This is a genomic window from Brevundimonas goettingensis (assembly GCF_017487405.1).
In the GTDB taxonomy this organism is placed as follows: domain Bacteria; phylum Pseudomonadota; class Alphaproteobacteria; order Caulobacterales; family Caulobacteraceae; genus Brevundimonas; species Brevundimonas goettingensis.
In genome coordinates, this window is record NZ_CP062222.1 from 1,225,141 (window position 1) to 1,240,091 (window position 14,951).

13 protein-coding genes are annotated in these 14,951 nt (G+C 68.9%); 3 read left to right on the plus strand and 10 right to left on the minus strand.

Annotation, left to right across the window (positions count from 1 at the left end; translation table 11 throughout):
• Positions 1-87 precede the first annotated feature (87 nt).
• From IFJ75_RS06095 to IFJ75_RS06115, 5 genes are all read right to left on the minus strand, one after another.
• Positions 88-444 (minus strand): VOC family protein, encoded by a 357-nt coding sequence (locus IFJ75_RS06095; protein WP_207931726.1) that lies wholly within the window; start codon positions 442-444, stop codon positions 88-90.
• A gap of 45 nt (positions 445-489) precedes the next feature.
• Entirely contained in the window at positions 490-1,977 is a 1,488-nt protein-coding gene (locus IFJ75_RS06100) for a Ppx/GppA phosphatase family protein (protein ID WP_207931727.1), read from the minus strand.
• A gap of 11 nt (positions 1,978-1,988) precedes the next feature.
• Positions 1,989-4,205 carry an RNA degradosome polyphosphate kinase gene (locus IFJ75_RS06105; RefSeq protein WP_207931728.1) on the minus strand — a complete coding sequence of 739 codons (2,217 nt, stop codon included), beginning with the start codon at positions 4,203-4,205 and terminating at the stop codon, positions 1,989-1,991.
• Positions 4,206-4,251: 46 nt separating this feature from the next.
• Positions 4,252-4,938 carry a P-loop NTPase family protein gene (locus IFJ75_RS06110; RefSeq protein WP_225897016.1) on the minus strand — a complete coding sequence of 229 codons (687 nt, stop codon included), beginning with the start codon at positions 4,936-4,938 and terminating at the stop codon, positions 4,252-4,254.
• Between the two features lie 114 nt (positions 4,939-5,052).
• Positions 5,053-5,340 (minus strand): YciI family protein, encoded by a 288-nt coding sequence (locus tag IFJ75_RS06115; RefSeq protein ID WP_207931730.1) that lies wholly within the window; start codon positions 5,338-5,340, stop codon positions 5,053-5,055.
• Between the two features lie 174 nt (positions 5,341-5,514).
• On the opposite strand from IFJ75_RS06115, the gene aspS reads away from it, so the two are divergent.
• Positions 5,515-7,347 carry an aspartate--tRNA ligase gene (gene aspS, locus IFJ75_RS06120; RefSeq protein WP_207931731.1) on the plus strand — a complete coding sequence of 611 codons (1,833 nt, stop codon included), beginning with the start codon at positions 5,515-5,517 and terminating at the stop codon, positions 7,345-7,347.
• Positions 7,348-7,419: 72 nt separating this feature from the next.
• Here aspS and IFJ75_RS06125 read toward each other — a convergent pair whose 3' ends face one another.
• From IFJ75_RS06125 to IFJ75_RS06135, 3 genes are all read right to left on the minus strand, one after another.
• Complete coding sequence (locus IFJ75_RS06125) at positions 7,420-8,310, minus strand: pentapeptide repeat-containing protein (RefSeq protein WP_207931732.1); 891 nt, start codon at positions 8,308-8,310, stop codon at positions 7,420-7,422.
• Between the two features lie 62 nt (positions 8,311-8,372).
• Entirely contained in the window at positions 8,373-8,858 is a 486-nt protein-coding gene (locus IFJ75_RS06130; RefSeq protein ID WP_207931733.1) for a pentapeptide repeat-containing protein, read from the minus strand.
• A gap of 63 nt (positions 8,859-8,921) precedes the next feature.
• Positions 8,922-11,681, minus strand: a complete 2,760-nt coding sequence (locus IFJ75_RS06135) for a TSCPD domain-containing protein (protein ID WP_207931734.1) — start codon at positions 11,679-11,681, stop codon at positions 8,922-8,924.
• Between the two features lie 208 nt (positions 11,682-11,889).
• Here IFJ75_RS06135 and IFJ75_RS06140 point away from each other — a divergent pair, with 208 nt between their 5' ends.
• Complete coding sequence (locus tag IFJ75_RS06140; RefSeq protein ID WP_207931735.1) at positions 11,890-12,282, plus strand: NADH:ubiquinone oxidoreductase subunit NDUFA12; 393 nt, start codon at positions 11,890-11,892, stop codon at positions 12,280-12,282.
• On the plus strand, positions 12,282-12,938 hold the full coding sequence (locus tag IFJ75_RS06145; protein ID WP_225897017.1) for a DUF2155 domain-containing protein: 657 nt from the start codon (positions 12,282-12,284) through the stop codon (positions 12,936-12,938). The genes IFJ75_RS06140 and IFJ75_RS06145 overlap by 1 nt, the downstream gene beginning before the upstream one ends.
• Here IFJ75_RS06145 and aat read toward each other — a convergent pair.
• Both aat and accC read right to left on the minus strand, forming a co-directional pair.
• Entirely contained in the window at positions 12,905-13,510 is a 606-nt protein-coding gene (aat, locus tag IFJ75_RS06150) for a leucyl/phenylalanyl-tRNA--protein transferase (protein WP_263973041.1), read from the minus strand. The two genes, IFJ75_RS06145 and aat, sit on opposite strands and share 34 nt — an antisense overlap.
• Positions 13,511-13,593: 83 nt before the next feature.
• Positions 13,594-14,946, minus strand: a complete 1,353-nt coding sequence (accC, locus tag IFJ75_RS06155) for an acetyl-CoA carboxylase biotin carboxylase subunit (protein ID WP_207931736.1) — start codon at positions 14,944-14,946, stop codon at positions 13,594-13,596.
• Positions 14,947-14,951: the final 5 nt, after the last annotated feature.

Below are 14,951 nucleotides of genomic sequence, written 5' to 3' on the forward strand. Positions count from 1 at the left end.
GAAAAACTCTCCTCGCCCCCTCCGTCTCGTCGGCTGAGCGCCGCCGATCCACCTCCCCATTCGCCCGGCGGCGAACGGGGAGGAGAGTTACTTCACCGGTTCCCAGAGTTCGATCTGGTTGCCTTCGGGGTCCTGGATGCGGGCGAAGCGGCCGACCTCGGGGCTGTCCCATTCGGCCTTGGTGATGGCCTCGACGCCGGCGACCCGCAGGCTGGCCAGCAGGGTGTCGAGATCGTCGACGCGCAGGTTGATCATGAACTGCTTCTCGGCCGGGAAGTAATCCGTATCGGCCTTGAACGGGGCGAAGACGGTCGGGCCGGCCTGCTGGTCCCAGACGAACTGGCCCTCGGGCGCCCCGACGCCCAGATGCTCCAGATACCAGGCGCCGAGCGCCTTGGGGTCCTTCGCCCTGAAGAAGAAGCCGCCGATCCCGGTCACCGCCATGATATTCCCCCTTTGGTTTCGCCGGGAGAATGATCCTCGGCAGCGTCAGATGTCCAGCTTGAGCTTCATGGCCTCGGCCAGGGCCTTGGCGCGACGGCGGGTCTGTTCGCCCAGCAGGACGTCGGCATAGCCGTCTGAGGCCGTGAGACGCAGCAGACCGCGATCGACCGTGACCGAGGCGTTGGCCAGAAGCTGGGGCGAGCGGCCCGAGAGGTCGCAGCCGAGGCGCATGGCCAGGCCCAGGGCGCGGGCGCGCTGGCGGGCGGTCTCGTCCAGCAACCGATCGACCGCCGCGGGATCGGGCGTCGCCGCCGAGCCGCCGTAGCGGGCGTTGAGTACACAGGCCAGGAAGACGCGTTCGGCGTGGCTCTGGCCCGGGATGGGCGCCCGCAGGACCTGATCGAAGACCAGCTCCAGCCGGTGGTCGGGATGCAGCCGGGCGCCGAGGTCGGCCAGCTGGCAGGCGGCCGAGGCCAGGACGTCGTCGCGCCGACGACCGAACGCCGGGGGCAGGGCGGCGATGACGTCCGCGAGCCAGCCGCGCAGGGCGCCGGGCAGGGTCGGCGAGATGCCCTGGCGGCCGCCCAGGGCCGCGCAGCCCGCGATCAGCGGGTCCTCGACGGCCTCGTCGCGGTCCAGGGCCTCGAACAGAAGCCCCTCGCGCAGGCCCCAGGCCGAGAAGTGGATGGTCTTGAGGCCGAGACGGTCGATCAGCCCCTCCAGCACGAGGGCGGAGTAGGGCAGGGTCTCGGCGCGCTTCTTCGACAGGCCGGGCAGGCGGTCCAGCGAGGCGCGCGACTGCTGGGCCACCAGCCGGGCCACGCCGCGCGCATCGTCGGCGTTCATAGCGTACTGGTGCACGATCCGGATCGGATAGCCGTTCATGGCCATGTGCAGCTGGGCCAGGGAGCGCCAGCCGCCGCCGACGGCGTGCAGGCTGTCGGTGGCGAAGGGCTTGGCCGCGGGCTTGAGCCGCTCGGCGATGGTGGCGCGCAGGCGGCCGGTGTCGAAGCCGGCGGGATCGGCCAGGCTGAACGGGCCCAGCGGCAGGGTGATCCCGGGCTTGAGCGTCTGGCCCTCCAGCCGGATGAGCTCAAGGCTGGAGCCGCCCATGTCGGCCGCGACCCCCTCGGCCGTCGGATCGCCCGCCAGCACGCCGAGCGCCGAATAGCGGGCCTCTTCCTCGCCCGACAGGACGCGGACCTGAAGCCCCGTCTCGGCGGCGACACGCTGGCAGAACTCGGGGCCGTCGATGGCGTCGCGCACGGCAGCGGTGGCGGTCACATGCAGATAGGCCGGGCGCACGCTCTCCAGCACCGCCGCGAATCGCCTGAGCGCCGTCAGGGCCATTTCGACGCCGACGGGCGAAAGCTTCCCGGTCGCGGGCAGGTCGCGGCCCAGACCCGCGAGGACCTTTTCGTTGAACACCGTCCAGATGGCGCGCCCTTCAAGCCGGTAGAGCACCAGGCGCACGGAGTTGGAGCCGATATCGACGACCGCCGCCTCCCGCGGGGCGATGTAGGATTCGATCACTTAGGTCGGGCTCAACGCGAGGGGCGCACGTAGCGCAGGGCTTCGGGCTTGTTCTTCACCTTGCGGCCGCGGCCCGAGAGGCTGGGGTTGGTCATGAAGTATTTGTGCGCCGAGAAGGGCCGTTCCGGATCGGCCGGGGTGACGCGCACATAGTTCCCCTCGGCGTCCAGTGTCCAGCTCTGGGCGTCGTCCTTGAGGTTGGCGACCATGATCTGGTCCAGCACCTGATCGTGGACGGTGGCGTTGCGGATCGGGGTCATCAGCTCGACCCGCCGATTGAGGTTCCGCTCCATCCAGTCGGCCGAGGAGATGAAGAGTTTGGCCTTGTCGTGCGGCAGGTCGCGGCCGTTGGCGAAACAGACGATGCGGCTGTGCTCCAGGAAGCGACCGACGATCGACTTGACCCGGATGTTCTCCGACAGTCCCGGCACGCCGGGACGCAGGCAGCAGATGCCACGCACCACCAGCTCGATGCGCACGCCCCACTGGCTGGCGCGATACAGGGCGTCGATGATCTCGGGATCGACCAGCGCATTGAGTTTGACCCAGATGGCCGCGGGCTTGCCCATGGCCGCCGCCGACATCTCCTTGCCGATCAGCTCGATCAGGGTCGCCTTCATATTGATGGGCGAGACGACCAGGGCTTCCAGCTCTTCCGGCTCGGCATAGCCGGTGATGTAGTTGAACACCCGCCCGGCATCGCGGGCCAGGACCGGGTCAGAGCTGAAAAGGCTGAGGTCGGTGTAAATCTTGGCCGTCACCGGGTGATAGTTGCCGGTGCCGAAGTGGCAGTAGGTCTTCAGGCCCTCGCCCTCGCGCCGGACGACGACGCTGAGCTTGGCGTGGGTTTTGTACTCGACGAAGCCGAAGACGACGTGCACGCCGGCCCGCTCCATGGCCCGGGCCCAGCGCAGGTTGGCCTCCTCGTCGAACCGGGCCTTGATCTCGACCAGGGCGACGACGTTCTTGCCGTTCTCGGCCGCCTCGATCAGGGCTGCGACGATCGGGCTGTCCTTGGAGGTGCGGTAGAGCGTCTGCTTGATCGCGATGACGTTGGGGTCCCGCGCGGCCTGGCGCAGGAACTGCACCACCACGTCGAAGCTCTCGAACGGGTGGTGGATCAGGATGTCCTTCTCGCGCACGGCGGCGAAGACGTCGCCGCCCTGGTCGCGGACGCGTTCGGGATAGCGGGGCTCATAGCCCGGGAATTTCAGGTCCGGATGGCCGGGCGGGATCAGTTCGGAAAGCTGGGCCAGACCCAGCATGCCCTGGACCATGACCACGTCCTGGGGCGCGGCCTTCAACTCGGTGACGATGAAGTCGCGCAGGTCGTCGGGGGTCGAGGCCTCGATCTTGACCCGCACCACCTCGCCGAGACGACGCTGCTTGAGGGCTTCCTCATATTCGAGAACCAGATCCTCGGCCTCTTCCTCGATCTCGATGTCCGAGTCGCGGATCAGACGGATCAAGCCGCGCTCCAGCACCTCGCAACCGGGGAACAGGTGGTCGATGAACAGCAGCAGCAGGCTTTCCAGCGTCACGAAACGCCTGCGGCCCGACTTGGAGCGGCCGTCGACCGGCAGCTCCCAGAAGCGGCGCACCTGGGTCGGCACGGGCACCAGGGCGTAGAGCACCCGGTTGTCGGCGTGGCGGCGCAGCTTGAGCACCAGGGAGAAGCCGAGGTTGGGCAGGAAGGGGAAGGGGTGGGCCGGGTCGATGGCCAGGGGCGTCAGGACCGCGAACAGCTGGTTCAGGAACTCCGGCTCCAGCCGGTCGCGCTCGGTCCGGGTGATCTTGGCCGAATGGATGACCTCGATGCCGGCCTCGGTCAGCTCCTTGCGCAGCTGGGCCCAGCGCGACTGCTGCTCGGCCATCAGCTCGCCGGCGGCCAGATTCACCCTCTCCAGCTGTTCGGCCGGCGTCAGACCGTCGGAGGACAACACCCGGACCCGCTCGCGCACCTGACCCTTAAGGCCAGCGACCCGGGTCATGAAGAACTCATCCAGATTGTTGGCCGAGATCGACAGGAAGCGCAGCCGTTCCAGCAGCGGATGCGTCGGGTTGGCGGCCTCCTCCAGCACTCGGGCGTTGAACTTCAGCCAGCTGATCTCGCGGTTGAAGAACCGTTCGGGCGACGCCATCAGCTCTTCGGACAGAGCCAGCTGAGGCGCGCGGGAAGAGGGAACCTCTTCTCCGGTGGTGGTGTCGGCAATCACGGCATCGGACATGGATACAGGTTGTGGAGCGCGTTCGTGACGGCTGCAACCTCGCTGTTCAGTTCTCTTCGTCGTCCGCGGCGTCTTCTTCGTCAGGAAGAGTCTGGGCGGCTTCCAGCACCTGACGGGCCAGGGCCCGCGTGACCGGGCGATGCTGCTCGTCGAGGCGGGCGACGACGTCTTCCACGGCGGCGGCGGACCGGTCGATACGCCGCACCAGATAGTCGATGACCTCATCGGTCGGGGTAATGCTGCGTTCGGCGAATCGGGCGCGCAGGATGGCGGCCAGGACGACGTCGTCGGGCTCCTCCATCGCCGTGACCCGGATCGAGTCGAGCCGCGAGCGCAGGTCGGGCACCTGGACCTTCCAGAAGCGCGGGGAGGGGCGCGAGACCAGCAGCAGGGCCCCGCCATCGGCCTGGGCCAGGTTGATCAGGTGGAACAGGGTCTCGTCGTCGGCGTCCTGGGCGATGTCCAAAAGGACAGGGCGGCCTTCCAGCTCCAGCGGATCGTGGTGGGCGGCCTCGGCGCCGTTCAGGGCCACGGCGCCGACCCGCTCGGCCCAGATGGCGGCCAGATGGCTCTTGCCGCAGCCGGCGGGGCCGCAGATGGCCATGACCTGACCGGCCGCATCGGGCCAGCGCTCCAGCACCCGCACGGCCTCTTCGTTGGAGGCCGAGCGCACGAAGGTCGACGCGCCCTGGGGCACGTCGCTCTGCAGCGGCAGGCGGAGTTGATCGGTCATGGCGAGACGTCCCGGCATGGTGTCATCCTACCACCCCGCATCGAAAACGCGGTTAACGGGAAGGCGACGGAAACGGGGGACATCGGGGACAAGACGGTCGTCCTGTGGGTGGCTTCAGACGAATTCGGCCAGGGCGGGGTTGATCCGACCCGCCGCGAACTCGACGACGCGGTAGTCGGCCAGGCCGTGCGCGGCGAACGGGTCCTGCTTCATGATGGCGGTGACCTCGTCCAGCGACTTGCCGCCGCGGGCGATCAGGAAGCCGCCGGTGCGCGGAACCTTGGGGCCGGTGAGGATCAGCAGGCCGTCGGCGATCTGCTCGTCCAGCCAGGCCCGATGTTCGGCCGTCTTCGCCTCGATCTCCTCGATGGGGCGGGTGTAGGTGATCTCGATCAGGAACATGAGCGGCTTCCGCTGGACTGGACGCCCGTTGATATGTGGATTCGCCGGCCTGTGGACAAGGTCGTGAAATGGGCTCCGACCTTGACTTTCGGGGGCGATGATGCGCCCTTCCGCGCCTTCCAATTCCCGCCGGCCTTCCCTGTTTTGGGCGGCCGCTTCAGACGAAATTTGTTCATGCACGCCTATCGCTCCCACACCTGCGGCGCTCTCCGGTCTTCGGACGCGGGCGCCAATGTGCGTCTTTCGGGCTGGGTTCACCGCAAGCGCGACCTCGGCGGCCTGCTGTTCGTCGACCTGCGCGACCACTACGGCATCACCCAGCTGGTGCTGCACCCGTCGACCCCGGGCTTCGAGATCGTCGAGCGCCTGCGCGCCGAAAGCGTGATCCGCATCGACGGTGAAGCCGTCATGCGCGACCCCTCGACCGTGAACCCCCTGCTGCCTACCGGCGAGGTGGAGGTCCGCGTCGCCGGCCTGGAAGTCCTGTCGGAAGCCGCTGAGCTGCCGATGCCGGTCTTCGGCGATCAGGAGTACCCCGAGGAAATCCGCCTGCAGAACCGCTTCCTCGACCTGCGTCGCGAGCGTCTGCACAAGAACATCGTCCTGCGCTCGAAGGTGATCTCCTCGATCCGCCAGCGCATGGTCGGTCAGGGCTTCCTGGAGTACCAGACCCCGATCCTCACGGCGTCCTCGCCCGAAGGCGCGCGCGACTTCCTGGTGCCGTCGCGTCTGCACCCGGGCAAATTCTACGCCCTGCCGCAGGCCCCGCAGCAGTTCAAGCAGTTGCTCATGGTCTCGGGCTTCGACCGCTATTTCCAGATCGCCCCCTGTTTCCGCGACGAGGACCTGCGCGCCGACCGTTCGCTGGAGTTCTACCAGCTCGACGTCGAGATGAGCTTCGTCACGCAAGAGGATGTTTTCGCGGCGATCGAGCCCGTCATGCACGGCGTGTTCGAGGAGTTCTCGAACGGCCTGCCGGTGTCGCCCATTGATGGAAAACATAGTTTCACCAACGACTTCGGCGAGACGTTCGAGCACGGCGGCTTCGAGCGCCTGACCTTCGCCCAGTCGATGGCCTGGTACGGCACCGACAAGCCCGACACCCGCAACCCGATCAAGATGCAGGTCGTTTCGGACCACTTCCGCGACGGCGGCTTCGGCCTGTTCGCCAAGATCCTCGGCGCAGACGAAAAGAACGCCGTCTGGGCCATCCCGGCCCCGACCGGCGGGTCGCGCGCCTTCTGCGACCGCATGAACTCCTGGGCCCAGGGCGAGGGCCAGCCGGGCCTCGGCTATATCTTCTGGTCGGATGATCAGAACGCCTGGGGCGGCCCGATCGCCAAGAACCTGGGTCAGGAGCCGACCGAGGCCCTGATGACCTCGCTGGGTCTCGGCCAGGGCGACGCCGCCTTCTTCGTCGCCGGCCTGCCGACCGCCTTCGCCAAGTTCGCGGGTCTGGCCCGCACCCGCGTCGGCACGGAGCTGAAGCTGGTCGCCGAAGACCAGTTCAAATTCTGCTGGATCGTCGATTTCCCGATGTTCGAATGGTCCGAGGAAGAGAAGAAGGTCGACTTCTCGCACAACCCCTTCTCGATGCCGCAGGGCGGTCTGGAGGCTCTGGAGACCCAGGACCCGCTGACCATCCGCGCCTATCAGTACGACATCGTCTGCAACGGCTATGAGCTGTGCTCGGGCGCGATCCGGAACCACAAGGCCGAGATCATGCTCAAGGCCTTCAACATCGCCGGCTATGACAGCTCGGTGGTCGAGGATCAGTTCGGCGGAATGCTGAACGCCTTCCGCTACGGCGCGCCGCCGCACGGCGGTCTGGCTCCCGGCATCGACCGGATCGTCATGCTGCTGGCCGGCGAGACCGCCATCCGCGAGGTCATCGCCTTCCCGCTGAACCAGCAGGGCGAGGATCTGCTGATGAACGCCCCGACCGAGGCGCAGGAGCGTCAGCTCAAGGACGTCCACATCCGCACCGCCGTTCCGATCAAGATCTGATCGGAAGCGATTGTCTGAAAAAGAAAAAGGCGGCCTGCGAGGGCCGCCTTTTTTGTTGTCCGGAGGAGAGCCTCAGTCGTTCGCGGCGTAGTGGCGCACGGGCGGGGTCGGAACTGCCGGCGGGCGCGGCGGGGTCGGAGGGGCCACCCGGACGAAGACCCGGCTGCGGCAGTTGCCGATCTGCAGGCCGCGCGGCAGACGGGTCTCGTCATTGGCGCAGGCCTCGCTGACCTGGTCCTGGGTCAGGCCCACGGCGCGCGACAGGTCGGCGCCGCGGATATCGGTCCGACGCAGCGAGGCGCCCGCGAAGTTGGCGCGGTTGAAGTTGCCGTTCCGGAAGCGGGCGTTGTCCAGGCTGGCGCCCGAGAAATTGGCGCCCGAGAAGTCGCCTGAAATCATGTTCGCGGCCTGCATCTCGGCGTGGGCAAAGGAGGTGTTGCGGGCGTTCACATTGGCCAGGTTGGCGCCGAACATCTCGGCCCCGGTCAGACGGGCGTCCTGCAACACTGTCGAATTCATGTTGACGGCGCTCAGTTCGGCGCCGGTCAGATCGACGCGCGCCATATTGGCGTTGGCGAAGACGCCACCCGAGGCCTCGGCGCCGTTCATGGCCACATCCACAAAGGCGGCTGAGGTGAAGTTGGCGCCGTTCAGCTCCGTGCCGGTCATATTGGCGCGGCTGAAGTCGCTGTTGGTGAAGTTGCCGCCCGTCAGTTCGGCGCCGCGGAGATTGGCGCCGACCAGGGTCGCGCTGATGAAGGTGGCGCCGCTCAGGGTCGCGCCTGACAGGTTCCGGCCCGAGAGGTCGCAGCGGTTGCAGGAACCGCCCAGGGTGACCGTACGCGACACTCCGTCCTGAAGGCTGAAGCGCACTTCGGCGGCGGCCTGGGTCGCGCAGGCGACGGCGGCCAGCCCGAGGGCGGCGGCGGAGGCGTTACGGATTAGTGCTGCGATCTGTTTCACATCGCCTCAATGAAGCGGAAGCCCCTGAAAGCCTACTTAAATCGCGGTAACAGTCGGGCCGCTCAGCAGGCGGGAATATGCAGGCCGCCGGGCAGGGTGGTGGCTTCATCGCCGCAGGCCTGGTTGAGTTGGCGCTGGGTCAGGCCGGTGGCCCGGGCCAGCTGGGCGCCCGAGAAATTGGCGCCCGTCAGGGTCGCGCCCGCGAAGGACGAGCCTTCGAGGTAGGCGCCGACCAAACTGGCGTTGGTCAGGTTTGCGCCCGAGAAGTTGGAGCTGGAGAAGACCGCGCCATAGGCCTCGACGTCGCGCATGTCGGTGTTGGCGAAACGGGTGCGGTTCATGACCGCCAAGCTGAAGTCGGCCTGACGCAGGCGCGAGCCCGTCAGGTTCAGCCCGCGCTTCTCGATGTTGGAGAAATCGCCCTGGAACAGGTTGCAGCCACGGCAGTCATGGCCGGAGCGGACGCTGGCGATCTGGCCCGCGTTCTGGGCCAGAACAGGAGTGGCGACCGCCGCGACGGCGGCGATCAGGACGAGGGGTTTCTTCACGGGCAGGCTCCGGCCGGGCGAACCGGCGCTGTGATCTTTCAAAGACCCATACCGCAGAGGTGTTTACGATCCGTGGCCTGCGGTTTCCGCCGCGCCGCAGCTGTCGCAGACGCGGACCGCGCCGCGTTGCTGCAGGGTGAAGTCGCCGCAGGCCGGGCAGGCGTCGGCGTTGGCGACCGAGACGACACGGGCCTCGGGCTCGCGCTTGCCGAAGGGCAGGACCACGAGGTTGTCGGGCGCCGCGCCCCGGGCGAAGCCCTTGGAGATGAAGTGGGCGGCGGGAACCAGTTCGTCGGCCTTGCCCGCGCCCAGACCGTCGGCGTCCAGCGGCTCGGCGTCCGCATTGGCCAGCTCGGTCCGGTCCAGATAGGAGACGCCCAGCTCGCGGAAGATGTAGTCCAGGATCGAGGTCGCCGAGCCGACGCGGTCGTTGCCGGTGACCCGTCCGGCGGGCTCGAACCGGGTGAAGACGAAGGCGTCCACGAACTCGTCCAGCGGCACCCCGTATTGAAGTCCGATGGAAATCGCGATGGCGAAGTTATTCATAAGACTGCGGAAAGCGGCGCCTTCCTTGTGCATGTCGATGAAGATCTCGCCAAGCTCGCCGTCGTCGTACTCGCCGGTGTGGATATAGACCTTGTGGCCGCCGACGGCCGCCTTCTGGATATAGCCCTTGCGGCGGTCGGGAAGTTTGCGGCGGGTGCGGTCGCGTTCGACGACGCGTTCGACGATCTTCTCGGTCGGCGGGACTTCGGCGGCGGCTTCAGGACGGCGCGGCGCGGCGTCCAGCTCGGGCAGGTCGAGCAGCGTTCCCGAGGGGGCGGCGTCGGGCAGCAGGCGCACGGCGCGACGGCCCTCGCTCGCGGCGGCGGCCAGCAGGGCCGAGGTCTCGGCGGCGGTCGCGCGCCAGCTGACGGCGTCGGGCGTGATGTCGGGTGTGTCGCTGAACGGCTCCATCGCGCGGCGCAGGTCGCGCTCGATCTCGGCGGGTGCGCGGTTCAGGGTCTCGGCGAGGACGGCCGGGGCGTCATCCCAGCCCGACAGATCGGCGTGGCCCAGGGCATAGGCCTCGGCGGCGGCGAGGGCGTCCGCGGACAGGCCCAGGCGCGGGAGCAGGGGGCCGGCGCCCTCGATGCCCAGCACGTCGCGCACATAGCCGGGGTCCAGCACCAGAGGCCCGAAGGCGTCTTCCAGCCGCTCGACCTGGGCCAGGGCGATCTCGACCGACTCGAGCTCGGCGTCGGTGAAGCCGAAGGCGCGCAGGATGTCGTGGTCCACTCCGGGCGCCTCGACCAGGGTGCGGCGGCCCAGCAGGCGGCGTTCGGCGGCGGCCGCGTCCGCCTCATCCATGGCGGCGACGAGGGCCGGCGACAGGTGGCGCTCGACGGCCCCATCGGCGGTTTCGAGAACGGCGGCGTGGGCGAAGGCCGGAGCGCCGAGGCGCAGGGCCAGCTCCGCGTCGTCGACCAGCAGGGAGATCGAGCCGTGCCGGCGGCCGTCGCGCTTCATGGCCTTGCGGGCGGCCGCGGTCAGCTTCGCGGCATGGGCGGCCAGAGGCGCCGGCTGGCGGGCGTCAAGGGCGGCCAGTAGGCCCTGACGGCGCTGCAGGGCGTCCAGCGCCTCTCCGGCCAGGGCTGGGCCTTCGGGGCAGGGGCCCAGCGCCTCGGTCAGCTCGCAGGCGGTCAGGGCGGCGCCGGCCGAGACGACGCCGGCCACGGCCGCGAGGGCGGCTTGCCCCCTCTCGTCCGGAACCAGCCCCTGGGCCAGCAACCATTCGGCCGCGCCCGCGAGGCCGAGGGCGACGGGGCGCACGGCCTGACGCCGACGCGCCTGATCGACGGTGGCGGAGAAGCCGGAGGTCAGTTCGATCTCCAGCGCCGTGGTCCACAGCCGGGTCAGGGCCTCCAGGGCGGGAGCGAACTCCGCTCCTTCGGCCAGGGCGGCCAGCACAGGCAGGTTCAGGGCGCAGGCGGCGGCCAGCGGCTGGTCCGCCACGGCCCGGGCGTCGGCGGCGTCAAAGGTCAGGATCAGGTCGCCGGTCAGGGCGGCGCGGCCCGCGAGGCCGGCCTCCGTGGCGGCGGCGAAAGGCGCGCGGTCCGCCACGGCGACGATCCGTTCAACCGGGAGCGGCGGGAAGTCGATGACGATCCGTTCGCCGTCGATGGCGCGCAGGATGTCGAGGTCGCTCGCCCCGGCGCGGCGGGCGGCGGCCGCAGCGCGGGCGAGGGCCGGGTTGCGGGCGGGATCGCCGCAGTCGCCGCGCGGTCCCTCGCAGCGGTCCACGGCGGCGGCGACGCCCGACAGGGCCCGGGCGGCGGCCTCGGCGGCGCTCTCGGCCAGTTTCGCGGCGCGGCGGCCGTCCAGCGCGGCGGTCAGAGCCTTGATATCCGAGGCTTCTTCCAGATCGAGAACCGTCGCGGCGGGCGGGGCGCCGATGCTGGCGGGCAGGCGCACTCCGTCCTTCAGACCCCGGGCGGGGGCGGCGAGGCCCAGCAGGACGCTGGCGGTCAGCTCCTCGGCGAAGGTGCGGGCGTCGGCGGCCCCGGCGAAGACCCCTGTGGAGCGGCCCCAGACGGCGAGACGCCCGGCCCAGCCCGAAATCCGTCCGCCGAGCACCTCCAGCCCGAGGGACACCGTCTCGGCCGCCATGCCGGTGGGCAGGTCCTGGGGCAGGCCGTCGGCCCAGTCCATCCAGGCCTCGACGCGGGCGTCGGACCAGCCGTCCGGCGCGATCATCTCGACCACCGAATCGCTGCGCTCGACCCAGCGAGGGCCGGTCGCGATCAGGCTCGCGGGCTCGATGAAGCGTGGGGCGAAGCGCATGCGGGACTCTTTCCGCCGAAAGGTTCTCCCAGACTAGGCAGGCAGGACACAGCCATCAATAGATGTTGCGGACAGCGCGGGGGTTACCCCCAAGATGTTGATGTCCGCGAAAAGGCCGTCGCGCTGGACGCGGAGCCCTCCGGTTTCTATGATCGCGCCAGCGTCGCCGGACCGACCGGCGCCACGGATTCGATGGGATTCCCACTCAGTGCTTGCTCAGATTTTCACCTGGTGGAACGGCGCCACCATCGGCACCCTGTTCACGATCGCCAAGCGCGCGAACCTGATCGGCACGGACGAGATGGGCAACCGCTACTACGAGAGCCGCGACAACAAGAGCTATGACGGGCGCAAGCGCCGCTGGGTCGTCTACAACGGCTATGCCGAGGCCTCGAAAGTCTCGCCCGACTGGCACGGCTGGCTCCACTACACCTTCGACGAGCCGCCGACCGCGGAGCCGCTCAAGCGCCGCGCCTGGGAGCTGGACCACCAGCCCAACCTGACCGGCACCCCGCTGGCCTGGCGTCCGCCGGGCTCGCTGGCCGCCGAGGGCGTGCGCCCGGCCGCCACGGGCGACTACGAAGCCTGGAAGCCCGAATAGTGAACCGCGCCCGGCTCATCGGCCTCGCTGTCGTCGCCCTGACCGTCGTCGGGGCGGGAGGCGTTGTCGTGGCCGGGGGGCTGCAGAACAGCCCGCCGCAGGACGCCCGTCCCTCGGCCGATCCGGTCGGCGACATCCTGAGAAACGCCCCGCCTGTCGAGACCGCTCCGGCCGGCGCGCCCGCGCCAGCGGCTCCGGTCGCCATCGTTCCGACCGCCCCGGTCGATATGGCCGCCGCTCCCCAGGAGACCGCCGCCGACGAGGCCGAGGCCAAGGACGACGCCAAGGTCCCGGCCGAGGAGAAGATCCAGGAAGCCGACACGCCCCTGCCGCGCCAGCGTCGCCGCGTCGCGATCATCGAAGCGATCGACAAGATCACCGCCGACCGGATGCGGTTCGAGGTCGTGGTCGGCGGTCGCGCCGTGCGGTTCAACGACAGCCTGATCTTCAGTGTCCGCGCCTGCGAGGTCTCGGCCGACAATGAACTGGTGTCCGACGCCATCGCCTATGTGGACGTCAGCCTGGAGCCCAAGGGCACCACCACCGTTCGCGAACCGCGCCAGATCTTCCGCGGCTGGATGTTCGCCTCGACGCCGGCGATCAGCGGCCTGCAACACCCGCTCTATGACGCCTGGGTCGTGGGCTGCAAGGCGTAGAAGACCGCCGCCTCTCCGCTCATCGGCTCGAACAGGGACCGGCTGTTGGGCCTCAATGGCCGCGCCGCCTTCAATAGCTTGAGATAGGCGCCCTGCGGCGTTTCCACCGCTCCGAACTGGCTGAGGTGTTCGGTCAGGAACTGGGCGTCCAGCAGCCGCCAGCCGCCGCGCTTCAGCCGCGCCACCAGATGAACCAGGGCGACCTTTGACGCGTCGCGCTCGCGGCTGAACATGCTCTCGCCGAAGAAGGCGCCGCCGAGAGTGACGCCATACAGGCCGCCGACCAGCCGCTCGCCCTTCCAGCACTCGATCGAATGGGCGTGACCCATGGCCTGGAGCGCCAGATAGAGGCGGCGGATCGGACCGTTGATCCAGGTGTCCTCACGCCCCGGCCCCGGGGCCGCGCAGGCGTCCAGAACGGCGTCGAAGGCGGTGGAGACGCGCACCTCGAACGGCGCGCTTCGCACCGTCCGCTTCAGCCGCGTCGGGATGTGAAAGCCGTCCAGCGGAATGACGCCCCGCTGGTCCGGTTCGACCAGGAATATGCGCGGATCGTCGCGCGCCTCGCCCATGGGGAAAACGCCCGTCGCATAGCAGTTCAGCAGCTCCTCGGGGCCGATGCCGCCGAAAGGACCCACGCTGAAGCCGGGCTCGGTCAGGCCTTCGGAGCCTGTTTGGCGGCCCACTTCTCCAGCCAGTGGATGTCGTAGTCGCCACTGAGAATGTCAGGTTCGGCCAGCAGGCGCTGGAACAGGGGGATGGTGGTGTCGACGCCGCCGATGACCATCTCGCCCAGACTGCGCTTCAGCCGCGCCACGCACTCGGCCCGGTCGCGCCCGTGCACGATCAGCTTGCCGATCAGGCTGTCGTAATAGGGCGGGATCGAGTAGCCGGCGTAGATGGCGCTATCCAGCCGCACGCCCAGGCCGCCGGGGGCGTGGAAGTCGGTGATTGTACCCGGCGACGGGGTGAAGGTTTCCGAGTTCTCGGCATTGATCCGTACCTCGATGGCGTGGCCCTCGAAATGGATGTCTTCCTGGGTGAAGGACAGGGGCAGGCCCGCGGCGATGCGGATCTGTTCTCGCACCAGATCGACGCCGGTGATGGCTTCGGTGACCGGGTGTTCGACCTGCAGGCGGGTGTTCATCTCGATGAAGAAGAACTCGCCGTCCTCCCACAGGAACTCGATGGTGCCGACGCCCAGATAGCCGATGGCGGCGATGGCCTTGTTGACCGTCTTGCCGATTTCGGTGCGCTGGGCCGCCGACAGGGCGGGCGAGGGGGCCTCTTCCAGCACCTTCTGGTGGCGGCGCTGCAGGGAGCAGTCACGTTCGCCCAGATGGACGACGTTGCCGTGGCTGTCGGCGACGACCTGGATCTCGATGTGGCGCGGCTTCTGGAGGTAGCGCTCCATGTAGACGGCGCCGTTGCCGAAGGCCGCCTTGGCCTCGGTCTGGGCGGTCTGGACGGCCTCGACCAGGTCGTCTGCGGTCAGGGCCACCTTCATGCCGCGTCCGCCGCCGCCGGCGGCCGCCTTGACAATAAGGGGGAAGCCGATGGTCCTGGACGCCTCGATGGCGGCCTCGACGGTCTCGACCTCGCCGTCAGAACCCGGAACGACCGGGATGCCGGCGTCCTTGACCGTCTGTTTGGCGCTGATCTTGTCGCCCATGACCCGAATGTGGTCCGGCTTGGGCCCGATGAAGGTCATGCCGTGGGCTTCGACGATCTCGGCGAAGCGGGCGTTCTCGGACAGGAAGCCGTAGCCCGGGTGGATCGCCTGGGCGCCGGTGATCTCGGCCGCCGCGATGATCGAGGGGATGTTCAGATAGCTCTTGGCCGCCGGAGCGGGGCCAATGCAGACGCTTTCGTCCGCCAGCCGCACCCACATGGCGCCGCGGTCGGCCTCGGAGTGCACGGCGACGGTGGAGATGCCCATCTCCTTGCACGCCCGGTGGATACGCAGGGCGATTTCGCCGCGGTTGGCGATCAGGACCTTGGTGAACATGGCGC

Coding starts and splice junctions, on each gene's coding strand:
- IFJ75_RS06135 (WP_207931734.1), bottom strand. CDS start 11,681: ATGCGCTTCGCCCCACGCTTCATCGAGCCCGCGAGCCTGATCGCGACC.
- IFJ75_RS06105 (WP_207931728.1), bottom strand. CDS start 4,205: ATGTCCGATGCCGTGATTGCCGACACCACCACCGGAGAAGAGGTTCCC.
- aat (WP_263973041.1), bottom strand. CDS start 13,510: ATGGGCGAGGCGCGCGACGATCCGCGCATATTCCTGGTCGAACCGGAC.
- IFJ75_RS06095 (WP_207931726.1), bottom strand. CDS start 444: ATGGCGGTGACCGGGATCGGCGGCTTCTTCTTCAGGGCGAAGGACCCC.
- IFJ75_RS06110 (WP_225897016.1), bottom strand. CDS start 4,938: ATGACCGATCAACTCCGCCTGCCGCTGCAGAGCGACGTGCCCCAGGGC.
- aspS (WP_207931731.1), top strand. CDS start 5,515: ATGCACGCCTATCGCTCCCACACCTGCGGCGCTCTCCGGTCTTCGGAC.
- accC (WP_207931736.1), bottom strand. CDS start 14,946: ATGTTCACCAAGGTCCTGATCGCCAACCGCGGCGAAATCGCCCTGCGT.
- IFJ75_RS06115 (WP_207931730.1), bottom strand. CDS start 5,340: ATGTTCCTGATCGAGATCACCTACACCCGCCCCATCGAGGAGATCGAG.